This window comes from Priestia sp. FSL R5-0597 (assembly GCF_038006305.1).
Lineage (GTDB): Bacteria > Bacillota > Bacilli > Bacillales > Bacillaceae_H > Priestia > Priestia zanthoxyli.
In genome coordinates, this window is the sequence record NZ_JBBOUZ010000001.1 from 4655180 (window position 1) to 4674393 (window position 19214).

Annotated in this window: 24 protein-coding genes and 1 riboswitch; of the genes, 11 read left to right on the plus strand and 13 right to left on the minus strand. The window is 37.9% G+C overall.

The features are described 5' to 3' along the window. Nucleotides 1-13 precede the first annotated feature (13 nt). Entirely contained in the window at nucleotides 14-1159 is a 1146-nt protein-coding gene (locus tag MKX72_RS24520; protein ID WP_033579587.1) for a glycosyltransferase family 4 protein, read from the plus strand. Between the two features lie 33 nt (nucleotides 1160-1192). Here MKX72_RS24520 and metK read toward each other — a convergent pair whose 3' ends face one another. Further along, the gene (gene metK / locus MKX72_RS24525; RefSeq protein ID WP_013059536.1) at nucleotides 1193-2395 is read right to left on the minus strand and encodes a methionine adenosyltransferase; all 1203 of its coding nucleotides are present in this window, start codon (nucleotides 2393-2395) and stop codon (nucleotides 1193-1195) included. Nucleotides 2396-2527: 132 nt separating this feature from the next. After that, a riboswitch (SAM riboswitch) is annotated at nucleotides 2528-2645 on the minus strand. Nucleotides 2646-3018: 373 nt separating this feature from the next. On the opposite strand from metK, the gene pckA reads away from it, so the two are divergent. Then, nucleotides 3019-4608 carry a phosphoenolpyruvate carboxykinase (ATP) gene (gene pckA / locus MKX72_RS24530; RefSeq protein ID WP_028411848.1) on the plus strand — a complete coding sequence of 530 codons (1590 nt, stop codon included), beginning with the start codon at nucleotides 3019-3021 and terminating at the stop codon, nucleotides 4606-4608. Between the two features lie 34 nt (nucleotides 4609-4642). Here the strand turns inward: pckA and MKX72_RS24535 are convergent, their stop codons facing one another. Together MKX72_RS24535 and MKX72_RS24540 are read right to left on the minus strand one after the other, a co-directional pair. Continuing rightward, the gene (locus MKX72_RS24535; RefSeq protein WP_028411849.1) at nucleotides 4643-4885 is read right to left on the minus strand and encodes a DUF2584 domain-containing protein; all 243 of its coding nucleotides are present in this window, start codon (nucleotides 4883-4885) and stop codon (nucleotides 4643-4645) included. Between the two features lie 54 nt (nucleotides 4886-4939). Then, nucleotides 4940-5722, minus strand: coding sequence for an alpha/beta hydrolase family protein (locus tag MKX72_RS24540; protein ID WP_028411850.1), 783 nt, complete (start codon nucleotides 5720-5722; stop codon nucleotides 4940-4942). Between the two features lie 192 nt (nucleotides 5723-5914). Between MKX72_RS24540 and MKX72_RS24545 the strand changes: the two genes are divergently transcribed. The 3 genes from MKX72_RS24545 to MKX72_RS24555 are packed head-to-tail and all read left to right on the plus strand — an operon-like array spanning nucleotide 5915 to nucleotide 8478. After that, nucleotides 5915-6913, plus strand: a complete 999-nt coding sequence (locus tag MKX72_RS24545) for an ABC transporter substrate-binding protein (protein ID WP_033579586.1) — start codon at nucleotides 5915-5917, stop codon at nucleotides 6911-6913. Between the two features lies 1 nt (nucleotide 6914). Next, nucleotides 6915-7685 (plus strand): ABC transporter ATP-binding protein, encoded by a 771-nt coding sequence (locus tag MKX72_RS24550; RefSeq protein WP_025750714.1) that lies wholly within the window; start codon nucleotides 6915-6917, stop codon nucleotides 7683-7685. Then, nucleotides 7672-8478, plus strand: a complete 807-nt coding sequence (locus MKX72_RS24555; protein ID WP_033579585.1) for an ABC transporter permease — start codon at nucleotides 7672-7674, stop codon at nucleotides 8476-8478. Before MKX72_RS24550 ends, MKX72_RS24555 begins: the two co-directional genes overlap by 14 nt. A gap of 46 nt (nucleotides 8479-8524) precedes the next feature. Here the strand turns inward: MKX72_RS24555 and ytkD are convergent, their stop codons facing one another. The 5 genes from ytkD to MKX72_RS24580 form a co-directional block, all read right to left on the minus strand. Beyond that, entirely contained in the window at nucleotides 8525-8995 is a 471-nt protein-coding gene (gene ytkD / locus MKX72_RS24560) for an RNA deprotection pyrophosphohydrolase (protein WP_013059543.1), read from the minus strand. Nucleotides 8996-9099: 104 nt separating this feature from the next. Next, complete coding sequence (locus MKX72_RS24565; protein ID WP_033579584.1) at nucleotides 9100-9420, minus strand: hypothetical protein; 321 nt, start codon at nucleotides 9418-9420, stop codon at nucleotides 9100-9102. Nucleotides 9421-9494: 74 nt separating this feature from the next. Beyond that, nucleotides 9495-9920 carry a phage holin family protein gene (locus tag MKX72_RS24570; RefSeq protein WP_033579583.1) on the minus strand — a complete coding sequence of 142 codons (426 nt, stop codon included), beginning with the start codon at nucleotides 9918-9920 and terminating at the stop codon, nucleotides 9495-9497. 81 nt (nucleotides 9921-10001) lie between these two features. Beyond that, complete coding sequence (locus tag MKX72_RS24575) at nucleotides 10002-10442, minus strand: Dps family protein (protein ID WP_013059546.1); 441 nt, start codon at nucleotides 10440-10442, stop codon at nucleotides 10002-10004. A 163-nt stretch (nucleotides 10443-10605) separates the two neighbouring features. Further along, nucleotides 10606-11079, minus strand: coding sequence for an S-ribosylhomocysteine lyase (locus tag MKX72_RS24580; protein ID WP_013059547.1), 474 nt, complete (start codon nucleotides 11077-11079; stop codon nucleotides 10606-10608). A 150-nt stretch (nucleotides 11080-11229) separates the two neighbouring features. Between MKX72_RS24580 and yidD the strand changes: the two genes are divergently transcribed. Beyond that, a complete protein-coding gene (yidD, locus tag MKX72_RS24585; RefSeq protein ID WP_080754454.1) occupies nucleotides 11230-11457 on the plus strand; it encodes a membrane protein insertion efficiency factor YidD in 228 nt (75 codons plus the stop codon). Nucleotides 11458-11460: 3 nt separating this feature from the next. Here yidD and MKX72_RS24590 read toward each other — a convergent pair whose 3' ends face one another. Continuing rightward, a complete protein-coding gene (locus MKX72_RS24590; protein WP_028411855.1) occupies nucleotides 11461-12033 on the minus strand; it encodes a beta-class carbonic anhydrase in 573 nt (190 codons plus the stop codon). Between the two features lie 119 nt (nucleotides 12034-12152). Here MKX72_RS24590 and MKX72_RS24595 point away from each other — a divergent pair, with 119 nt between their 5' ends. Together MKX72_RS24595 and MKX72_RS24600 are read left to right on the plus strand one after the other, a co-directional pair. Beyond that, complete coding sequence (locus MKX72_RS24595) at nucleotides 12153-13340, plus strand: GTP-binding protein (RefSeq protein ID WP_080754453.1); 1188 nt, start codon at nucleotides 12153-12155, stop codon at nucleotides 13338-13340. An 83-nt stretch (nucleotides 13341-13423) separates the two neighbouring features. After that, a complete protein-coding gene (locus MKX72_RS24600; RefSeq protein ID WP_028411857.1) occupies nucleotides 13424-14383 on the plus strand; it encodes a metal ABC transporter solute-binding protein, Zn/Mn family in 960 nt (319 codons plus the stop codon). Between the two features lie 29 nt (nucleotides 14384-14412). Here MKX72_RS24600 and MKX72_RS24605 read toward each other — a convergent pair whose 3' ends face one another. Continuing rightward, nucleotides 14413-14658 (minus strand): type B 50S ribosomal protein L31, encoded by a 246-nt coding sequence (locus tag MKX72_RS24605; RefSeq protein ID WP_013059552.1) that lies wholly within the window; start codon nucleotides 14656-14658, stop codon nucleotides 14413-14415. A 152-nt stretch (nucleotides 14659-14810) separates the two neighbouring features. Between MKX72_RS24605 and MKX72_RS24610 the strand changes: the two genes are divergently transcribed. Together MKX72_RS24610 and MKX72_RS24615 are read left to right on the plus strand one after the other, a co-directional pair. Next, entirely contained in the window at nucleotides 14811-16145 is a 1335-nt protein-coding gene (locus MKX72_RS24610; RefSeq protein ID WP_028411859.1) for a cytochrome ubiquinol oxidase subunit I, read from the plus strand. 15 nt (nucleotides 16146-16160) lie between these two features. Then, nucleotides 16161-17198, plus strand: coding sequence for a cytochrome d ubiquinol oxidase subunit II (locus MKX72_RS24615; RefSeq protein WP_028411860.1), 1038 nt, complete (start codon nucleotides 16161-16163; stop codon nucleotides 17196-17198). A 29-nt stretch (nucleotides 17199-17227) separates the two neighbouring features. On the opposite strand, the gene MKX72_RS24620 is transcribed toward MKX72_RS24615, so the two are convergent. From MKX72_RS24620 to MKX72_RS24630, 3 genes are read right to left on the minus strand one after another with little or no spacing between them, the layout of a single operon-like run. Continuing rightward, nucleotides 17228-17686: a flavodoxin gene (locus MKX72_RS24620; protein WP_033579582.1), complete on the minus strand. Its 459-nt coding sequence runs from the start codon at nucleotides 17684-17686 to the stop codon at nucleotides 17228-17230. 15 nt (nucleotides 17687-17701) lie between these two features. Next, nucleotides 17702-18457 (minus strand): hypothetical protein, encoded by a 756-nt coding sequence (locus tag MKX72_RS24625; RefSeq protein WP_230624654.1) that lies wholly within the window; start codon nucleotides 18455-18457, stop codon nucleotides 17702-17704. Between the two features lie 54 nt (nucleotides 18458-18511). Next, nucleotides 18512-18793, minus strand: coding sequence for a DUF2325 domain-containing protein (locus tag MKX72_RS24630; RefSeq protein WP_028411863.1), 282 nt, complete (start codon nucleotides 18791-18793; stop codon nucleotides 18512-18514). 207 nt (nucleotides 18794-19000) lie between these two features. Here MKX72_RS24630 and MKX72_RS24635 point away from each other — a divergent pair, with 207 nt between their 5' ends. Next, nucleotides 19001-19159, plus strand: coding sequence for a DUF1540 domain-containing protein (locus MKX72_RS24635; RefSeq protein WP_013059558.1), 159 nt, complete (start codon nucleotides 19001-19003; stop codon nucleotides 19157-19159). Nucleotides 19160-19214: the final 55 nt, after the last annotated feature.

Below are 19214 nucleotides of genomic sequence, written 5' to 3' on the forward strand. Positions count from 1 at the left end.
AGGAGGAGTACTCATGAGAATTGCTTTATTTACAGATACATTTGCTCCGGAAGTTAACGGAGCTGCTAAAACACTTTATCAATTTACTCAGTATGTCAAATCAAAGCAAATTCCCATCCAGGTATTTGCTCCTGAATTTGCTCATAATCGGTCGTTTTCAACGTATGTTCACCGCTCGCCTAGCATGCCGTTTTTCCTTTATCCAAACAGCCGCTTTTCATTGCCAAACGTTTTAAAAATTAAAAAGCAGCTGCAGGAATTCAACCCTTCTCTTATTCATTTGGCCACTCCTTTTACAATGGGGCTTTGCGGCTCCTATTACGGGAAAAGATTAGGTATTCCTCTTGTCGGCTCTTATCATACCAATTTTGATGATTATTTATCTCACTATGAACTTGAAAAAATGCGTGTACCACTGCAAAAATATATGAAATGGTTTTATAAACCTGTACAAAAATTATTCGCTCCCTCCGAAGTGACCAAACAGCAGCTAGAAAAACAAGGGTTTCACAACGTAGCTATTTGGTCGCGAGGGGTAAATCACAAATTGTTCCATCCCCACTATGACCGCTTTGATATTCGTATTAAATATAATATAAAAAAACCCTACATCTTAACGTATGTAGGAAGGTTAGCTAAAGAAAAGAACGCTGATTTTTTACTAAAAATTGCCCGATCTTTACCTGATCATATCCGCCACCAAGTTCACTGGCTTATTGTGGGAGATGGTCCTTTAAAAGAACAAATGCAACAGCAAGCATCTGAGCATATGACATTTACAGGCTTTCTTGAAGGTAAGCAACTTGCTCATATCTATTCTTCATCTGATTTGTTTGTTTTCCCTTCAGAAACAGAAACGTTCGGAAATGTCGTACTGGAGTCTCTTGCTTCTGGAACTCCCGTGGTGGCAGCAAATGCAGGAGGAGTTAAACAGATGGTTCAGCACGGGCGAAACGGCTACCTTTGCAAACCTCACTCCTTAGAAGAATTCAGTTCGGCTATTACAGGTTTACTTGATGATTTGCACCAGCGGCTTCACTTTGGCCATGCAGCGAGACACTATGCTCTTACTCAATCATGGGACGCCATTTTTCAGCATTTGCTTTCAGAATATGAAGATGTCGTAGAAAAATCTGCTGAAGGTATTCAATGGGCATAAAAAAAATCTCCGTTTTCACGGAGATTTTTTTTATTATTTAGCTAAAGCTTGAGTTTTTAATGCTTCAGCTTTGTCTGTGAACTCCCAAGGAAGCTCCACATCTGTACGACCAAAGTGACCGTAAGCTGCTGTTTGCTTATAAATTGGGCGACGTAAATCAAGCATTTTAATGATGCCTGCTGGACGTAGGTCAAAGTTTTTGCGTACTACATCTACTAGTACTTCTTCAGAAACTTTTCCTGTACCGAATGTATCAATTGAAATAGATACTGGCTGTGCAACACCAATTGCATATGCTAGTTGTACTTCACATTTATCAGCAAGATCAGCTGCTACAATGTTTTTCGCAACATAACGAGCTGCATAAGCTGCTGAACGGTCTACTTTTGTTGCGTCCTTACCAGAGAATGCACCGCCGCCGTGACGAGCATATCCGCCGTAAGTATCAACGATAATTTTACGACCAGTTAAACCAGCATCTCCTTGAGGGCCGCCGATTACGAAACGTCCTGTTGGGTTAATGAAATACTTTGTATTTTCATCAATTAACTCATTTGGAACAACTGGATTAATTACATATTCTTTTAAGTTACGTTGAATTTGCTCTAACGTTACTTCTGGGTGATGCTGAGTTGAAATAACAATTGTATCGATGCGAACAGGTTTGTTGTTTTCATCATATTCAACTGTTACTTGTGTTTTACCATCCGGGCGAAGGTAAGGAAGAATTTCTTCTTTACGTACTTCTGTTAGACGGCGAGCAAGTTTATGAGCTAATGAAATTGGAAGAGGCATTAATTCTTTTGTTTCGTTACATGCATAACCAAACATTAACCCTTGGTCTCCAGCTCCGATTGCTTCGATTTCTTCATCGGACATTTGACCTTCACGTGCTTCTAACGCTTGGTCTACACCAGCAGCGATATCAGCTGACTGCTCGTCGATAGATGTTAATACTGCACAAGTTTCAGCATCAAATCCGTATTTTGCACGAGTATAGCCAATTCCTTTAATTGTTTCACGAACTGTTTTAGGAATATCCACGTAAGTAGAAGTTGTAATTTCACCGCTTACTAAAACTAAACCAGTTGTTACGCTTGTTTCACAAGCAACACGAGCATTTGGATCCTTTGCTAGGATAGCATCAAGAATTGAGTCAGAAATTTGGTCACAAATTTTATCGGGATGTCCCTCTGTAACAGATTCTGACGTGAACAGACGACGTTGTGTTGACATCAGTTTTCCTCCTTATAAATACGATACATTGTGATACGGTACTCATTCCCTTATTTTCATTACACGTTAAAAAATATAAAAAAACCTTTCCTTGTATCGAGGAAAGGTATCAAATTCTACATAAGCCTTTCACTCTTATCGATCAAGGTTGTGCCCTTGCATCAGGTTAGCACCTTATCGTCTACACAAAAAAATGACGATGGTTGCTGGGTTTCACAGGGCCTGTCCCTCCACCAGCTCGGGATAAGAGAGTATCCGTTCAAGGACATATAATACATGAAAAAGCGCTTCACTGTCAACAACATTCAAATGGAAATCATCTCTTTATGTTTGAATCTGTTTTAATGTAACATACTCAAATTTAAAAATAGTATACCTTATTAAGAATGATCACGAAGTTTGGTTAACAAGACAGACCAAAAAAAGGCTTTCACTTGAAATAGCTTCACTTTTTTCGCTTCTAGCACATATACATGTGTCTAAAATAGGTATAACGTACATTTTTTTATAATACACAAACATTTTTAGTTAAATAGTATAGAATAATTAAATAAATGTGTTATACTAATTATAAATTTCAAACATTAATGAATAAATAATAGCTAAAAAGGAAGGTAGTGCACATGAGTACTGTTGATATGTCTATCGAATTAAATGGTTTGCTTCAATTAAAAACAACAAAACACCAATTATCTGTTCCACAACTTGTTGAAAAAATTCTAGCTCGACGCGAAGGAACGCTGACTTCTACAGGTGCTGTGTCAGTCGAAACCGGAAAATATACAGGTCGCTCTCCTTTGGATAAATTTATTGTAAGCGATGCTGTATCTTCAAAAACGGTTGAATGGGGACCCGTCAATCAGCCAATTTCTGCTCAGCGATTCGATGCGCTATACAAAAAAGTCTTAACCCACTTAAAGAAGCAGGATGAACTTTTTGTTTTTAATGGATATGCTGGAGCTGATAAAAAGTATCAGTTACCAATTCAAGTAGTTAATGAATTTGCATGGCACAACCTATTCGCTCAGCAGTTATTCATTCGCCCTTCAGCTGAACAAAAAACAAATGATGATGTGAAGCCGTTTACAATTGTAGCAGCTCCAACGTTCAAAGCTGACCCTGAAACAGACGGGACGAATTCGGAAACCTTCATTATTCTTTCATTAGAGCGACGCATTGTGCTAATTGGAGGAACTGAATACGCTGGTGAAATGAAAAAATCCATTTTTTCAGTGATGAACTTCTTGCTTCCTCAAAACAATATTCTATCCATGCACTGTTCTGCTAACGTAGGAGAAGAAGGTGACGTTGCATTATTCTTTGGTTTATCTGGAACGGGTAAAACAACGCTTTCTGCTGATGCAAACCGTCGTTTAATCGGAGATGACGAGCACGGTTGGTCAAGCTCTGGTGTATTTAATATTGAAGGAGGCTGCTACGCGAAGTGCATTCAGCTTTCCGAAGAAAAAGAACCGCAAATTTTTAATGCAATTCGCTTCGGCGCAGTACTGGAAAATGTAGTGTTGAATCAAAATACGAAAGTAGCAGATTACAATGATAATAGTTTAACAGAGAATACTCGTGCCGCTTATTCAATTGACTCTATTGATAATACGGTATTGCCAAGCGTTGCTGGGCACCCTACAGCTATTGTCTTTTTAACTGCTGATGCCTTCGGCGTCTTACCTCCAATCAGCAAGCTTACAAAAGAACAAGCGATGTACCATTTTCTGAGCGGATACACTAGTAAGTTAGCTGGAACAGAGCGCGGCGTAACATCGCCACAGGCTACTTTCTCTACATGCTTTGGTGAGCCTTTCTTACCTCTTGCTCCAACAACTTATGCAGAAATGCTAGGAAAGAAAATCGATGAACATAACGTAAATGTCTACCTTGTAAACACTGGATGGACCGGCGGTGAATACGGCGTGGGTGAACGAATGAAGTTAAGTTACACTCGAGCTATGGTTCAAGCAGCTCTTGAAGGAGAACTAGCTAATACCGAAACAGTAACAGATGCTATTTTTGGTTTATCGATTCCAACTCATGTTCCGGGAGTTCCTGATGAAGTGCTTCAGCCTTCTAAAGCATGGAACGATGCAACAGCTTATAACCAAAAAGCAACTGAACTTGCCGCTAAATTCAAAGCGAACTTCAAGCGTTTTAATGATGTAGCATCGGACATTTCAACATTAGGCGGACCTAGAGTCTAATAAAAAACCGATCGTCTTATAGACGATCGGTTTTTTAGTTAGTCGAATGTAATTTTGTCAGTTCATATGTGACAATGGTTTTTTCCTGCTCCATTTCTACCTTACGCACAACAGCAGTTCCAATACATTCTCCATTTTTCGTTTTGTGAATGTTTAATGGAATATCCAACGGATACAAACGATATCCTTTTTTCTCAACTTGAAAAATGTTATCTGTTACACGCTTTTCGTTGCCTTTTGTCACAATCATTGTATTTAATTCTAGCGGCATCCCCATTTTCTCTCACTCCTCACTGTTATTCTACTTGTTTTTTCTATCGTAGCATATCTTTTATTGCGCTTTCATCCACTTCGTTAACTTCTTTACCGTTTCTCGGTTTTCTTTTGGTGGAAAAGCATGTGGAAAGTTTTCAAAATACCAGCTGGTAACTTTTTTATTGGACTTCTTTAGTTTAGATTCGAGCTGATAGGAATGATCAATTGAGACGTTTTTATCTTCTAAACCATGAATAAGCAAGACCGGCGGCTCGACGAGATGAGCACGATGCAAAGGTGTCCTCCATTCGTATCTTTCAGGATATTTAGAAGGAGTTCCTCCAATCACCCGCTTCATCATTCTTCTTAAATCTTCTCTTTCTTCATATGTCAGCACCATATCCGTGACGCCTCCCCATAGCACAAGAGAACGGCTGTCTTTTTTTTCAATGGCTGTGAGTAAAGCCATCACTCCCCCTCGTGAAAACCCAAAAATATGAATGCGGTCATGGTGGACGTTAGGGAGCTGTTTCAGTAAATCGTAAGCAGCAAAAGCATCGTAACGATCATCTCCTGCAAAATCTTCGTTTCCTTCGCCTCCTTGATTTCCCCTATAGAACGGAGCCATCACAATAAAACCTTGTGAAGCAAATTGAATGAGTCGAGCAGGGCGAACCGTTCCTACGTTCTTAATACCTCCTCTTAAGTATAAAAAGCCGTCATACATTCCTTTTTCTTTTGGCTCTGCAAGCATTCCTTTAATCTTAAGCCCTTGACATGCATATGTAATCACCCACAGCGTCACGCGAGGATTTGATGATGGGAAACGCTGTTTATGAAGAATTGTTCCATCTTTCATTTTTTTCCTCCATTCTTTATATAACTAGCCTACTTTCTTCCGCTAAGGTTTACTTTCTTCCGCTAAGGTTTACTTTCAGTCGTTGACTACTACTTCTTTGATTTTCCACATAGTTATATAGGCACTCACCTTCTTCCACTTCTTTACATACATTATCATAAAATATTTTATTACTTTAAGGAGGTTTGCTTTATGAAACCAATTAAATGGCTTTTTTCTTTGCTTGCTATTATGATTTTACTCATTCCACTAATTAGCTGCAGCAAAACAACATCTGTACAAACGGTTCGTGTCGGCGAAGTAACTCGCTCTATCTTTTATGCTCCCCAGTACGTCGCTATTTCAAAAGGCTTTTTTGAAGAAGAAGGACTAAAGGTAGATTTAAAAACAACTTGGGGCGGAGATAAGACAATGACGTCACTTTTATCTGATGGCATCGACGTCGCCTTAGTCGGCTCGGAAACGTCAATCTACGTATATGCACAAGGGTCTAGTGATCCCGTCATCAACTTTGCACAGCTAACCCAAACCGACGGAACATTTCTAGTAGCACGTAAAAAGGTCGATCAATTTTCATGGGATCAGCTTAAAGGCAAAACGTTTCTTGGTCAACGCAAAGGCGGCATGCCGCAAATGGTAGGGGAATATGTGTTAAAACAGCATAATATTGATCCTAAAAAAGATGTAAAACTCGTTCAGAACATTGATTTTGCTAACGTTGCGAATGCTTTTGCTTCTGGTACTGGAGATTACGTTCAATTATTTGAGCCAACGGCTAGTATTTTAGAGAAACAAGGAAAAGGACATATCGTTGCTTCCTTCGGAAAAGAATCAGGAACAGTTCCTTATACAACATTTATGGCCAAAGAAAGCTATTTAAAAGATAACCCTGAAGCAGCAGCTAAATTTACTCGAGCTATTTACAAAGCACAAAAATGGGTGAATACACATAGCACAGATGAAATTGCTGAAGTGGTTGCACCGTATTTTGAAGATACACCTAAAGACACGCTAAAAACGGTTATTGACCGCTATAAATCCCAAAAATCCTTTGCAACTAACCCTTTATTAGATCAAAAAGAGTGGGATCATTTACAAACAATCATGGACGAATCTGGAGAACTTCCAAGACACATTGATCACAGCAAGCTAGTCAACACAAAATTCGCAAAAGATGCAATGAGGGAGTAATATGACAAAACTTCACATTCAAGATGTTCAACATATGTACCTTACGACAAAGTCTGCTACCACTGCACTTGAACATATTAATTTGTCTATTGAAGAAGGAGAATTCGTTTCCTTTCTCGGCCCAAGCGGATGTGGAAAAACGACGCTTCTATCGATTATTGCAGGCTTGATTGAACCAACGTCAGGCTCTGTCACAATAGACGGTGAAAATATCGGAACATCAGTTCCAAACATCGGTTATATGCTTCAACAAGATTATTTGTTTCCGTGGAAAACCATTAAAGAAAATATTTTACTTGGGCTTGAAATTCGCGGACAGCTAACAGACAAAACGGAGAGTAAAGCACTGCTGCTCCTAAAAGAAATTGGTCTACAAGGCGTAGATGACCTATATCCACACCAGTTATCCGGAGGCATGAGACAACGCGTCGCTTTAGTCCGAACACTTGCCATTGACCCCGCTATTTTACTCTTGGATGAACCTTTTTCAGCACTTGATTTTCAAACAAAACTCAAGCTTGAAGAACTTGTCTCCAAAACACTGATGACTTATCAAAAAACGGCCGTTTTGGTCACGCACGATATCGGCGAAGCCATTGCTATGAGCAGCCGAATCTTTTTATTCTCAGCCAAGCCAGGAAAAATCGCAAAAACATTCACGGTTCCTTCTATTTTACGAACCCTCTCTCCGTTTGAAGCACGACAGCATCCTGTCTATAACGATTTATTTATGGACATATGGAAGGAGCTTGATCAACTTGAAACCCACTAGCTCCCTAGATACTCTTCACGAAAGCTACCTTCGCAAGGTTCGGGGCGAAAAACGATTAGTACTGAGCGTACAGCTGGTCATTTTCTTAGCCTTTTTTAGCTTCTGGGAACTGGCTTCTCGTTTAAAGTGGATTGACCCTTTAATCTTCAGTTCCCCTACTAAAGTATGGCATTTATTTTTAATTAAACTTGCCGACGGCTCGCTGGCAGAACATATTGGTTTTACGTTATTCGAAACAGTTCTTGGCTTCATTTTAGGCACAGTGCTAGGTATTTTACTTGCAACGGCCCTTTGGTATTCAACTAGGCTTGCACATATATTAGACCCTTACCTCGTTATTTTAAACGCCATGCCTAAAGTAGCGCTGGGCCCTATTTTAATTGTAGCAATTGGGCCAGGATTTTTCTCAATTTTAACGATGGGAGCGATTATATCCGTTATCATTACATCCATCGTCGTTTACACAGCCTTTAAAGAAGTGGATCCAAACTATATTAAATTACTAAAAAGCTTCGGGGCAACGAAAACCCGCTGTTTTAAAGAAGCAATTCTTCCAGCTTCCATGCCTGCCATTATTTCCACATTTAAAGTAAACGTCGGTTTATCTTGGGTAGGCGTCATCGTAGGAGAATTTTTAGTTTCTTCAAAAGGGCTTGGATATATGATTATTTATGGTTTCCAAGTCTTCAACTTTACTCTTGTTCTTCTCAGCTTATTATTAATTGCCATTTTCGCTACGATTATGTACCAAGGCGTGGCTTATCTAGAAAAGAAATTGATCCGACGCTCATAAAAAATACCCCCGTACAAACGGGGGTATTTTCGTTGATATGATGCTTTTACAAAAATGTTCGCTTTACATATTTCATTACATACTGCAAAACATTATCTTTCATAATGAAGCTGTACGCATCATCTTGTTGAATGCCCGAAGGTAGTTCGTCAATCATTACGGGACCATCTGTTTCCATGTAGTCTTCTTTTTTAATTACATTTCCAATCGTAGCAAAATAAATGTTTTTAATAATAGTCTTTCCTTTACTTACTACTTTATATTGACCAATATAAGTTAAAGAAGAGACTTCTCCGCCTGTTTCTTCAAACACTTCTCGAACCGCTGCTTCTTCTGGTACTTCATTGCCTTCTAGTTTTCCTCCGGGAAATTCTAAACCTCGTTTTGAGTGATTCGTTAGCAACCATTGATTTTCATACCTGCATACGACCCAAACATGACGTGGAGTTTTCGAGAATGGATTTTTTTCAAATGATAAAAATACTTGATTATGATATGCATCCTTAAATGTGTACATGGTCGACTCAAACTCCATTTGATTTTTCCCTTATTTTATCATACATTACGGCCATACCTGATAAGAAAAGTATGCTCGTACTTTTTTTCTTTGCATTTTACCCCTTATTCCGTTCTATCTGAAGATAAAATATTCATCTGTTTGATATGTGATTTTGTTTCATCGTCTCCCAGCTGATAAAGCATGGCATATATGTCAACTGTTGTTTTATCGTACATATCATTTTGAGAATCATGATGATATTCCAGATACGGAATATGGGATCGCCAAAAGCTTGACCAATCGCTTGAAGCGCGCTGATCTAAATAGGTTCTCAGCTGCTCCACTTCTTCATCTGTTGCTTCAATCGCATAATTCCAATCTGAAGCAGTATTTGACTGATTGATTTCCCCTGAACTCAGAGATACATAATATTTTTTTGTCATGAAAGATATTCAGCTCCTTCTTTCTAGTGCCAACTTATCTTTCTTATGTGTATCTTATTCTTTTTTTATACACTCTACGATTTAAAGCGGTCTTTTAAAATCGCTATTGCTTTTTTTAACGGCTCTGGAATTGGAACCCCTACAATTCTTGCGTTTTCTGTAATTGAAATCATTTCGTTTAAAATATAGAACAAAATAGCTCCATCTCGAATAATATGACCGTTTTCCCAAAATACAGAATCGATAAAGTTTGCTACAGCAATCATGGCAAAAATAAAAATTTTTTTGGCAATTCCTTTAAAACCTACTTTGCTAGATAAACGTTTATTTATAAAAGCTGCAATCGTGCCTGTCAAGTAATCCATCGCCACTAATGCTACTAAAGCCATTAGTAAATAGTCCCACTCTCCAAATAAAAAAAAAGCCAGTGAACCTAAACTTGAAATTATCAAGACAGAAAGCTTCTGCATATCCACTTTTTTCACCCTTTCAGAAGTCATATCCCTACAGTATATGCCGGTGAAAAAAAAGTGTTCGTCCATCTTATCATAAAAAAACCTGCGATTGCTCGCAGGTTTTGCTTACTTGCCTAGGAATGATTTTAACATCCACGTATGTTTTTCTAAGCTTTGATGAATAGCTAACAGCATGTCTCCTGTTGTTTCATCGCCCGCTTCACCGGCTGCATCCATTCCTTCTTTTAATTCAGCAGTTAGCGTATCAAAATCGCTTACTAAAGAAGCAACCATGTCTTTAGCCGTTTCGCTTCCATCCGCTTCTTTAATAGAAGAAAGCTCTAACGATTCTTTCATTGTTGCCACAGGTTTTCCTTCTAGTGCTAAAAGGCGTTCTGCAAGGTCATCAATAATTGTAGCTGTTTCCGTATACAGCTCTTCAAACTTTTCATGAAGAGTGAAGAATTGTTCACCTTTCACGTACCAATGAAAATTATGAAGTTTTATGTACATTACACTAAAGTTTGCCACTTGTTTATTAACAATTTCATTTACATTTGCTGCCATGTTGTTCGCTCCTTTATGAACTCTTTATATAGTATAGTTGTACCCTTTTTTAGTTGATTAAAACATTTTTTTCATAAAAAGAGACATTTCCCTTTCTTTAGACTCGGAGAAACGTCTTCATCTTTTTCCAAATAAAATAAGCAGCCCAGCGGACTGCTTATTTTTAGCCAAATACTTTTTCTAAATCTTCTTTGTCCTGTTCTAACCAGAACTTCATCAAGCGTTTTGCTCCTTCTAAATCGTGAAGTTTTGCTTGACCGCACTGTTTTTCATTTGCTGCTGGAATTTCAGTAATGTTAATTGCATCTTTTAGCGTATCGTCCAACAAATCAATAATTTCACGTACAGTCGGCTCCCCGCTCACTACTAAGTAGTATCCCGTTTGACATCCCATAGGCGAAATATCAATAATATCAAAGTGATCGTATTTTTCTACATGAGTACGAATATTAAAAGCTAATAAATGCTCTAACGTATGAATAACGTCCGGCTTCATTGCTTGTTTGTTTGGTTGGCAAAAACGAATATCGAATTTATTTACAACGCCGTCGCTTCCCACTTTGTGAACACCGCAGTGTCTTACGTAAGGTGCTTTAACCGCATTATGATCTAGCTCAAAACTTTCTACTGATGGCATAATACCACTCCTTTTTTCTTCTTTCACCTATCATAACATGCAATTCCGATATATTTCATCCATTTAATAACCTTTATTTCTTTTAGTTGCTTTTTATTCCTTCTATCCCTTATAGTATGAGCAAACACGAAAGAAAGAACGTGATAATAAATGATTGCAAAGCTTTTGCTTTTACTTATAAAAGGATATCAAAAAGGAATTTCGCCTTTTCTTCCGGCAAGGTGCCGGTTTTACCCTACTTGCTCCCAGTACGGAGTTGAATCCATTAAACGCTTTGGTGCCGTAAAGGGATCTTATTTGACTATAAAACGCATTTTAAAATGCCACCCGTTCCATCCGGGTGGCATCGATGAAGTACCTGAGAAAAAATCACACTAAGCTTTAGTTGTTTTCGATTGCTTCATAACCATTTACAACAACATCTAGCTTTCCTGTATTTGGATCAATAACTAGTCCATGTACAGGAGTATCTTTTGAAAATAGAGGATGATTACGAATTGTCTCTACACTATGCTGAACAGTCTCTTCTACTGAATCAAAACCCGTTAACCATTTTTTCAAGTCCATAGAATATTCAATGGTATTAATCACTTCATCTGAGATGCCTTTTGCTCTTACTTTCTCTAAAAAAGGTTCCGCCTGAAGTTTACCTGCTCCGCAGTCATGGTGACCAATTACACATACCTCATCAGCTTGTAGCTCGTACACAGCTACTAAAATGCTTCGCATAATACTTCCAAATGGATGTGAAACAAGTGCTCCTGCATTTTTAACAATTTTCACGTCTCCGTTACGCAGATTTAAAGCGTGCGGAAGCAGTTCTACCAATCTTGTGTCCATACACGATAAAATAACCATTTTTTTATTAGGGAATTTGCTTGTTTCGTAAAGTTCATACTTCTTTTCTTCTACAAATTTTTTGTTGAATTCTAAAACATCTTGTAATAAGCTCATTTGCTGTCTTCTCCTTCATAAAAAAAATTCTTTCTTGTATTATAATACTTTTTCCTATAAGATGAAAAGTGTTAAATCGTAATCATTATTATTTAAAGACAAGAAAGTAGGTTATAACAGTGAAAAAAATTCCCGTTACCGTTTTAAGCGGATACCTTGGGTCAGGTAAAACAACTCTTTTGAACCATATTTTAAAAAATAAAGAAGGTTTAAAGGTCGCGGTCATTGTCAATGACATGAGCGAAGTAAATATTGATGCAGACTTAGTTAAACAAGGCGGATTTTCTCGAACAGAAGAAAAACTTGTTGAAATGCAAAATGGCTGTATTTGCTGTACGCTTCGAGATGATTTAATGAAAGAGGTAGAACGCCTCGCTGACAATGATGATATTGATTATATTGTCATTGAATCTTCCGGAATCAGCGAACCTATCCCTGTTGCTCAAACATTTACTTATATTGATGAAGAGCTTGGCATTGATTTAACTCAGAAATGTTCATTAGATACGATGGTCACTGTAGTAGATGCTAATCGCTTTTGGGAAGACTTTTCATCCGGCGAAAGCTTATTAGACCGCAAAGAAGGAACGGATGAAAACGATAAAAGAGAAGTGGTTGATTTATTAATCGATCAAATTGAATTTGCAAACGTCATTTTATTAAACAAAGTTGATTTGTTAACAAAAGATGATGCAGATGAGCTGCAGGCTGTTCTTCACAAATTAAACTCAGAGGCCACTGTTATCCAAACAATTAATAGTGAGGTAAAACTTGAAGCCATACTTCATACCGACTTATTCGACTTTGAAAAAGCTAGTCAAGGAGCCGGGTGGATTAAAGAATTAAATGAAGAACACCATACGCCTGAAACAGAAGAGTTTGGTATTTCTTCTTTTGTATATAGAAGGAATCGTCCCCTTCATCCTGAACGCTTTATGAAATGGTTAGAGGACTGGCCGGTTGATATTGTACGTGCAAAAGGATTTTTCTGGCTTGCTTCACGTAACCATATGGCAGGACTTCTTTCTCAAGCAGGTACGTCCATTATGATTCAAGGAGCGGGTGAATGGGTCGCAACGTACACAGCAGAGGAAAGGGAACAAACCTTAAAGGAAGAACCTGAATTACGAGCAAAATGGGATGAACAATTTGGAGACCGTATTAACGAGCTTGTATTGATTGGTATTGATATGAACAAAGCTGAAATAATTGAAACTTTAGACCACTGTTTGCTGACAAATGAGGAAATGAATCAAGATTGGGCTACTTTCAAAGACCCCCTTCCTAAGTTTACAGTAAGTGCGTAAATTTTTAGTTTTCAAATCGTAATAATTACGATATAATAACATAGGTCATAAATGGTTACGATACGAACGGAAGGAGCAACATAATGAAATTCAAACCACTTTTAATGGTGCTGGCATTAGGAATTGGAACAGCCCTTGCAGGGTGCAGTTCAAGCAGTGCAAATAACGCATCTGATAATAAAAATAAAAAATTAGAAGTTTACACAACAATTTACCCTTTACAGGATTTCACTGAAAAAATCGGTGGAAAATATGTAGAAGCTAAAAGCATTTTACCAACCGGTGTAGATGCTCACTCATTTGAACCTACCACAAAAACAATGGTCAAAATCGCAAACGCGGACGCATTCGTTTACTCAGGAATTGGGCTTGAAGGCTTTGCAGATAAAGCACAGTCTACGCTAAAGAATGAAGATGTCGCTTTAGTAGAAGCTGCAAAAGGAATTGAACTAGCAAAGAGTTCTGAAGATGAGCATGCCCACGAGGACGAACATGCACATGAAGAAGAGCATCACCACGGAGATACAGACCCTCACGTTTGGCTTGATCCTATTTTAGCTATTCAATTAGCAGAAAATATTAAAAATGAACTTGTTGAATTAAAACCAGATAAAAAAGCAGAATTTGAAAAGAACTTCCAATCCTTAAAGACTCAGCTTGAAGATGTGAACCAAGAGTTAAAAACAACGATTGGCGACGCACCTCATAAAGAAATTTTAGTATCACATGCAGCCTACGGCTACTGGGAAAAACGATACGGATTAAAGCAAATTAGCGTAGCGGGTTTATCTCCTACAAATGAGCCGTCTCAAAAACAATTAGAAAACATCGTAAAACAAGCAAAAAAAGACCATATCAAATACTTTATCTTTGACCAAAATTTAAAGCCTAAAGTGTCTACACTTGTAAAAAATGAAGTGGGAGCTCAAGCTTTAACACTTCATAACTTAGAGTCATTAACGAAAAACGATGTTAAAAATAAAGAAGATTATTTCTCCATTATGCAACACAACATTGATACGTTGAAAAAAGCATTATATTAATAAAAAAACTAGCCTCTCGGCTAGTTTTTTTATTGTAATTTATATTTTTGCTTAAAGCGTTCCACACGGCCGCCTTTATCAGCAAATTTTTGTTTTCCTGTATAAAATGGATGTGTATCCGAACTAATTTCAACTTTTAAAAGCGGATATGTGTTGCCATCTTCCCATTGGACGGTCTCATTTGATTGTTTTGTAGATCCTGATAAAAATGATGTTCCGCTATTTGTATCCATAAACACAACTTTACGATAGTCTGGATGAATATTTGTTTTCATTAAATATCTCTCCTTTAAAACAATATATACTTATTATAATCGTAATGATTACTATTTTCAAGTTATATGTTTTACCAATTCTGATGCATAAAGCGTGGTAAAAAGTGGACAATAAGGTTTATCAATACTTTACTGGAAAGGTTGAAAAATGAATGGATCATTTAGTTACTGCACGTTCAATGTTTGGTCTGAACATGGGAGTACATATCATTTTTGCCACTCTTGGCGTCGGCATTCCTCTCATGATTTTATTGGCTGAAATTCTTTACTACAAAACAAAAGATAAAGATTATGAACTTATGGCACAGCGCTGGACAAAAGGAGCTGCTGTCCTGCTTGGAGTCGCTATTCCTACGGGAACGATTGCTGGTGTGCAATTAGCGTTGCTTTGGCCGGGTTTTATGGAAATCGTAGGAAAAGTGATGGCTCTTCCTTTTCAAATTGAAATTTATGCTTTCTTTATTGAGGCTCTTTTTCTCTCTATTTACGTATACGCAGCGGACCGTATTTCTCGAAAAATGAGGATTATCAGTCTCATTTTAGTAGCAATAGGTGCTCTTGCCTCTGCCGTTTTAATTACAAACGTGCACGCATTTGAAGGAACACCTGCTGGCTTTCGAATTTTAAATGGCGAAATTGTAAGCGTAGATCCTTGGGCAGCTTTCTTTAATCCGAGTTTCTTTGTAACGTCCGGTCACGTAGCCGTTTCTGCTTATACAACCGGAGGCTTTGTCATTGCTTCAGTCGCTGCCTTTAAAATGCTTCGTGCGCGAAAACATAATCCAAGAGAATATAAATTTCATCATAAAGCATTGATGATGGGATTAGTAATCGGCGGGATTTTTTCTTTTGTAACAGCTTTGAATGGACATGAATCGATGCAAAAAGTATACGAATATCAACCCGAAAAACTTGCAGCAGCTGAAGGTCTATTTGAAACGCAAGATCATGCGCCATTAGCTTTAGGCGGATTTACAGATGAAAAAGAACAGCGAGTCAAGTATGGCATTGAGTTTCCATGGATGCTCAGCTTCTTGTCGGGTAATAGCTTTAATACAGTGATTACTGGACTCAATGACTTCCCTAGAGATTATTGGCCGCCGCTTTTTGTGCATACCTTGTTTAACGGTATGGTCATTATCGGATCGATTTTAATTTTAGTGGCGCTAGTGGGCGTTGTTTGGTACAAGTTTTTAAAGAAGAAAAGCTTCCCTAAAGTTTTCATGTGGGCATTTGTCGCAACGGGCCCTCTCGCGATCATGGGCATTGAATTCGGATGGATTTTCGCATGTACAGGCAGACAACCCTGGGTCATTTACCGCATCATGCGTACATCAGAAGCCGTTACTACTTCTGCTAATTTGCATATTTTATTTTTCTTGTTTTTGCTTGTTTATATCGTACTCGTGGCCGCAGTCGCCCTTGTACTGGTGTTTTATTTTAGACGAAATCCGCTTTCTAAAGAGCTTGCTGCGCAAGCAGATTAAAAAGGATGTGAGAATATGGGTGATTCATTACTAGCAATTACTGTAATATGGGGCTTCATTTTTATCTATGCTGTAATGGGAACGATGGACTTTGGAGCTGGTTTTTGGTCGATGGTCTATATTAACCGTACGAAAACAAATGCTACAGATGTAGCAAACAGATATCTATCGCCTACTTGGGAAGTAACCAATGTATTTATCGTTGCGATTGTTGTTGCGCTGTTTAGCTTTTTTCCGCGAGCTACATTTACGCTTGGAACAGTGCTACTAGTACCGGGGAGTATCATTTTACTTCTCTTATCTATTCGAAGCGGATTTTTAGTGTTTTCACACTATGCTGGCAGCTTCAAATATCGGAGAGCGTTGGTTTATGTATCTGGTATATCTGGCGTATTAATTCCTGCTTTTTTAATCGCCGTACTGCCCGTAAGTCAAGGTGGATTTATTGATGTAATTGACGGAACGCAGCGATTAAATTTAGCAAGAGTGTTTTCAAGTCCGCACGTCTATTCATTTATTGGTTTTGCCATTACCTCTTCCCTGTTTCTGTCGTCTCTTTTATTAGCAGATTACTCGAAGTCATCTGACGAAATGGAAGCTTATGCGGTCTATCGGCGCGATGCGCTCATTACAGGACCTCTTTCACTGCTAATGGCTATCTTTATTATGATTACAATGCAATCAGAAGCCAGCTGGTTATATGATAAAATGATGCAGTTTAAGCCTCTTCTTTACGGGTCTGTAGGTCTATTTGTAGTAGCTGGTATTGCTCTGCTGCTGCCTTCTCAAAAAGGAAAAGGAATGCCTCGTTTAGCCGTGGTATCAATCGTCCTTCAATATTTCTTAGCAAGTTACGTATACGGACGAAGTCATTTACCGTATGTCGTGTATCCAAACGTAACGATTGAGAATGGATTTACACATCCCGATGCGTTCCATTCGTTATTTATTGTGTATATTGTTGGCTTTGCGATTTTATTTCCTGGATTCTTTTATTTCTGGCGTCTATTTATGAAAGATAATAAAGAATACAGCAAAAAGAAGCCATATTAAAAACCCGGTCAGCACTTGACCGGGTTTTCTTATGAAGCAGCAGATTTTGCCACTACTTCAGCAAAGTCTTTAGCAAATACCTTACATTTTTCTACATCTTCTCCAAAGGGAGAAAGCTCGATTTTCAAACCAGGAACAGCTATATTTCCGTTGCGTCCCTTTATTTTTTCTTCAATTAAATCAACTGCTCCGCAAAAAACATCATATGATGAATCACCTGAACCAAATACAGCCATCTGCTTTTGACTGAGATCTATATCATCCATTTCATCATAAAGATCTAAAAAATCATCTGGCAGCTCTCCATCTCCCCACGTATAAGCTCCAAAGATAATAGATTCTGCCAATACAAGGTCCGAAGCATCAATGTCATATACTTCTGTTCGTTTCACATGCAATCCATGCTTGACTAATTCTTCTTCAATCAAATCGGCTATTGCTTCTGTGTTGCCTGACATACTCGCATAAGCTAGTAAGATTTCCTTCATTTAAATGACTCTCCTTTACACCAGTAGTGTGGGCCGCACATCCCCTTCTTCATCACATTCTTGCTTAAGAGGACAGTTTTCACACTCACTGGATGCATAGTTCTTTTGAAAATGTTTTGGTTCCATTAACACACTTTTGACAATATGTAGTTGAAGTATGGCTTTTTCATAATCGCCTGTTGCAATATAATAAGTTGTTGTTTCTCCGGTTAATAATGAATAAAAACGAATTTGTTCAGGAACCTTTTTAAAAGCTTGTTTCGAAAAAACGATAATAAAGTCTTTCATTGCGTTCTTCACTTCTTCATGGTCATCTAGAATGAATTTTGTTACCGTATAAGACTTCTCTGTCCATGCAGCAAAATCAATGGTCAGAGAAAGGTTGCTTTGAATTTCTTCTACATAAACGCTGTATTTCTCAAACACAAAAAGTGGTAGCTCCACATGTGTTTTCTCGCCTAAAAACCTCAGTAAATAATCACTTACTTTAGCTAACACATCGTAATAGTGAATGGGTGATGAAAACATATTTGGCTTTAGACGCCAATATTTTTCAATAAGCTGTAAAACATAGAGGTTTGAGCGATACTCAACTGGCTTGCTATAGTATGTTTTAATGATTTGATGGACGGTTACTTGAACATGCTGTTTCCAATCTATAGATGTCTTTTTCAAAAGAAGCTGCTGCTGATAAAATTTGTACGGACATCGAATAAATTGTTCGATGTGGTTATTGGAGAGTGTCTTTATATGCACTTTCATCGGTTCCATCTATGTCTCACCGCCCTAATTGAAATTCATTCTCAATAATGATCAAAAATTAAATCATGAAATTTGCTCAATCACTTTACGAATAGCACTCCATGAATGTTTGACGAAATAAATTGGTTTTTGCTGTTTTTTTGCTTTCTCTTTAATGACTTTTGCCATATTGTGATTAATAAAATCCGTAATAACTAATACAAACCCAATATGTTCGGGAATTTCTCGCTTCACCATATTGCTTTTACGGCCATCTAAATGAATTACTTCATTAAACCCTTCTCCCGCTAGACGATCTGTAATATGCTTTAACCTGTCTCCTCCTACAACCATGACTGATGACATGTTTGTTCCCTCCCAATTAATTATTCATTTAATGATTTGACAACAACCTGTATTCTTTACTATATATACAGTTTAATTGAGAATGATTCTCTTTGTCAATGTTTAATTGATAAAAATTCTCAATTAAAATGAAAGTCTACCACCTTTCTTATAAGTTAGTTGAATTTTGACCATACTATAGCTATCACATACAAAGGAGGGTTAACGTTGGAACAAAACATTCTTTGTGAAGTAAACAACTGTCACTTTTGGAAAAATGGAAATCACTGCAGTGCAGAAGAAATTTACGTAGTAAGTCATAGCGGAAAACATGCAGCAAGCAGCTATGAAACAGACTGTAAAACGTTCAAGCCAACTGAAGCGTAACCCGCAAAAGGACAGCCTCTGGGTTGTCTTTTTTCTCTCTTCAAGATTATAAAAA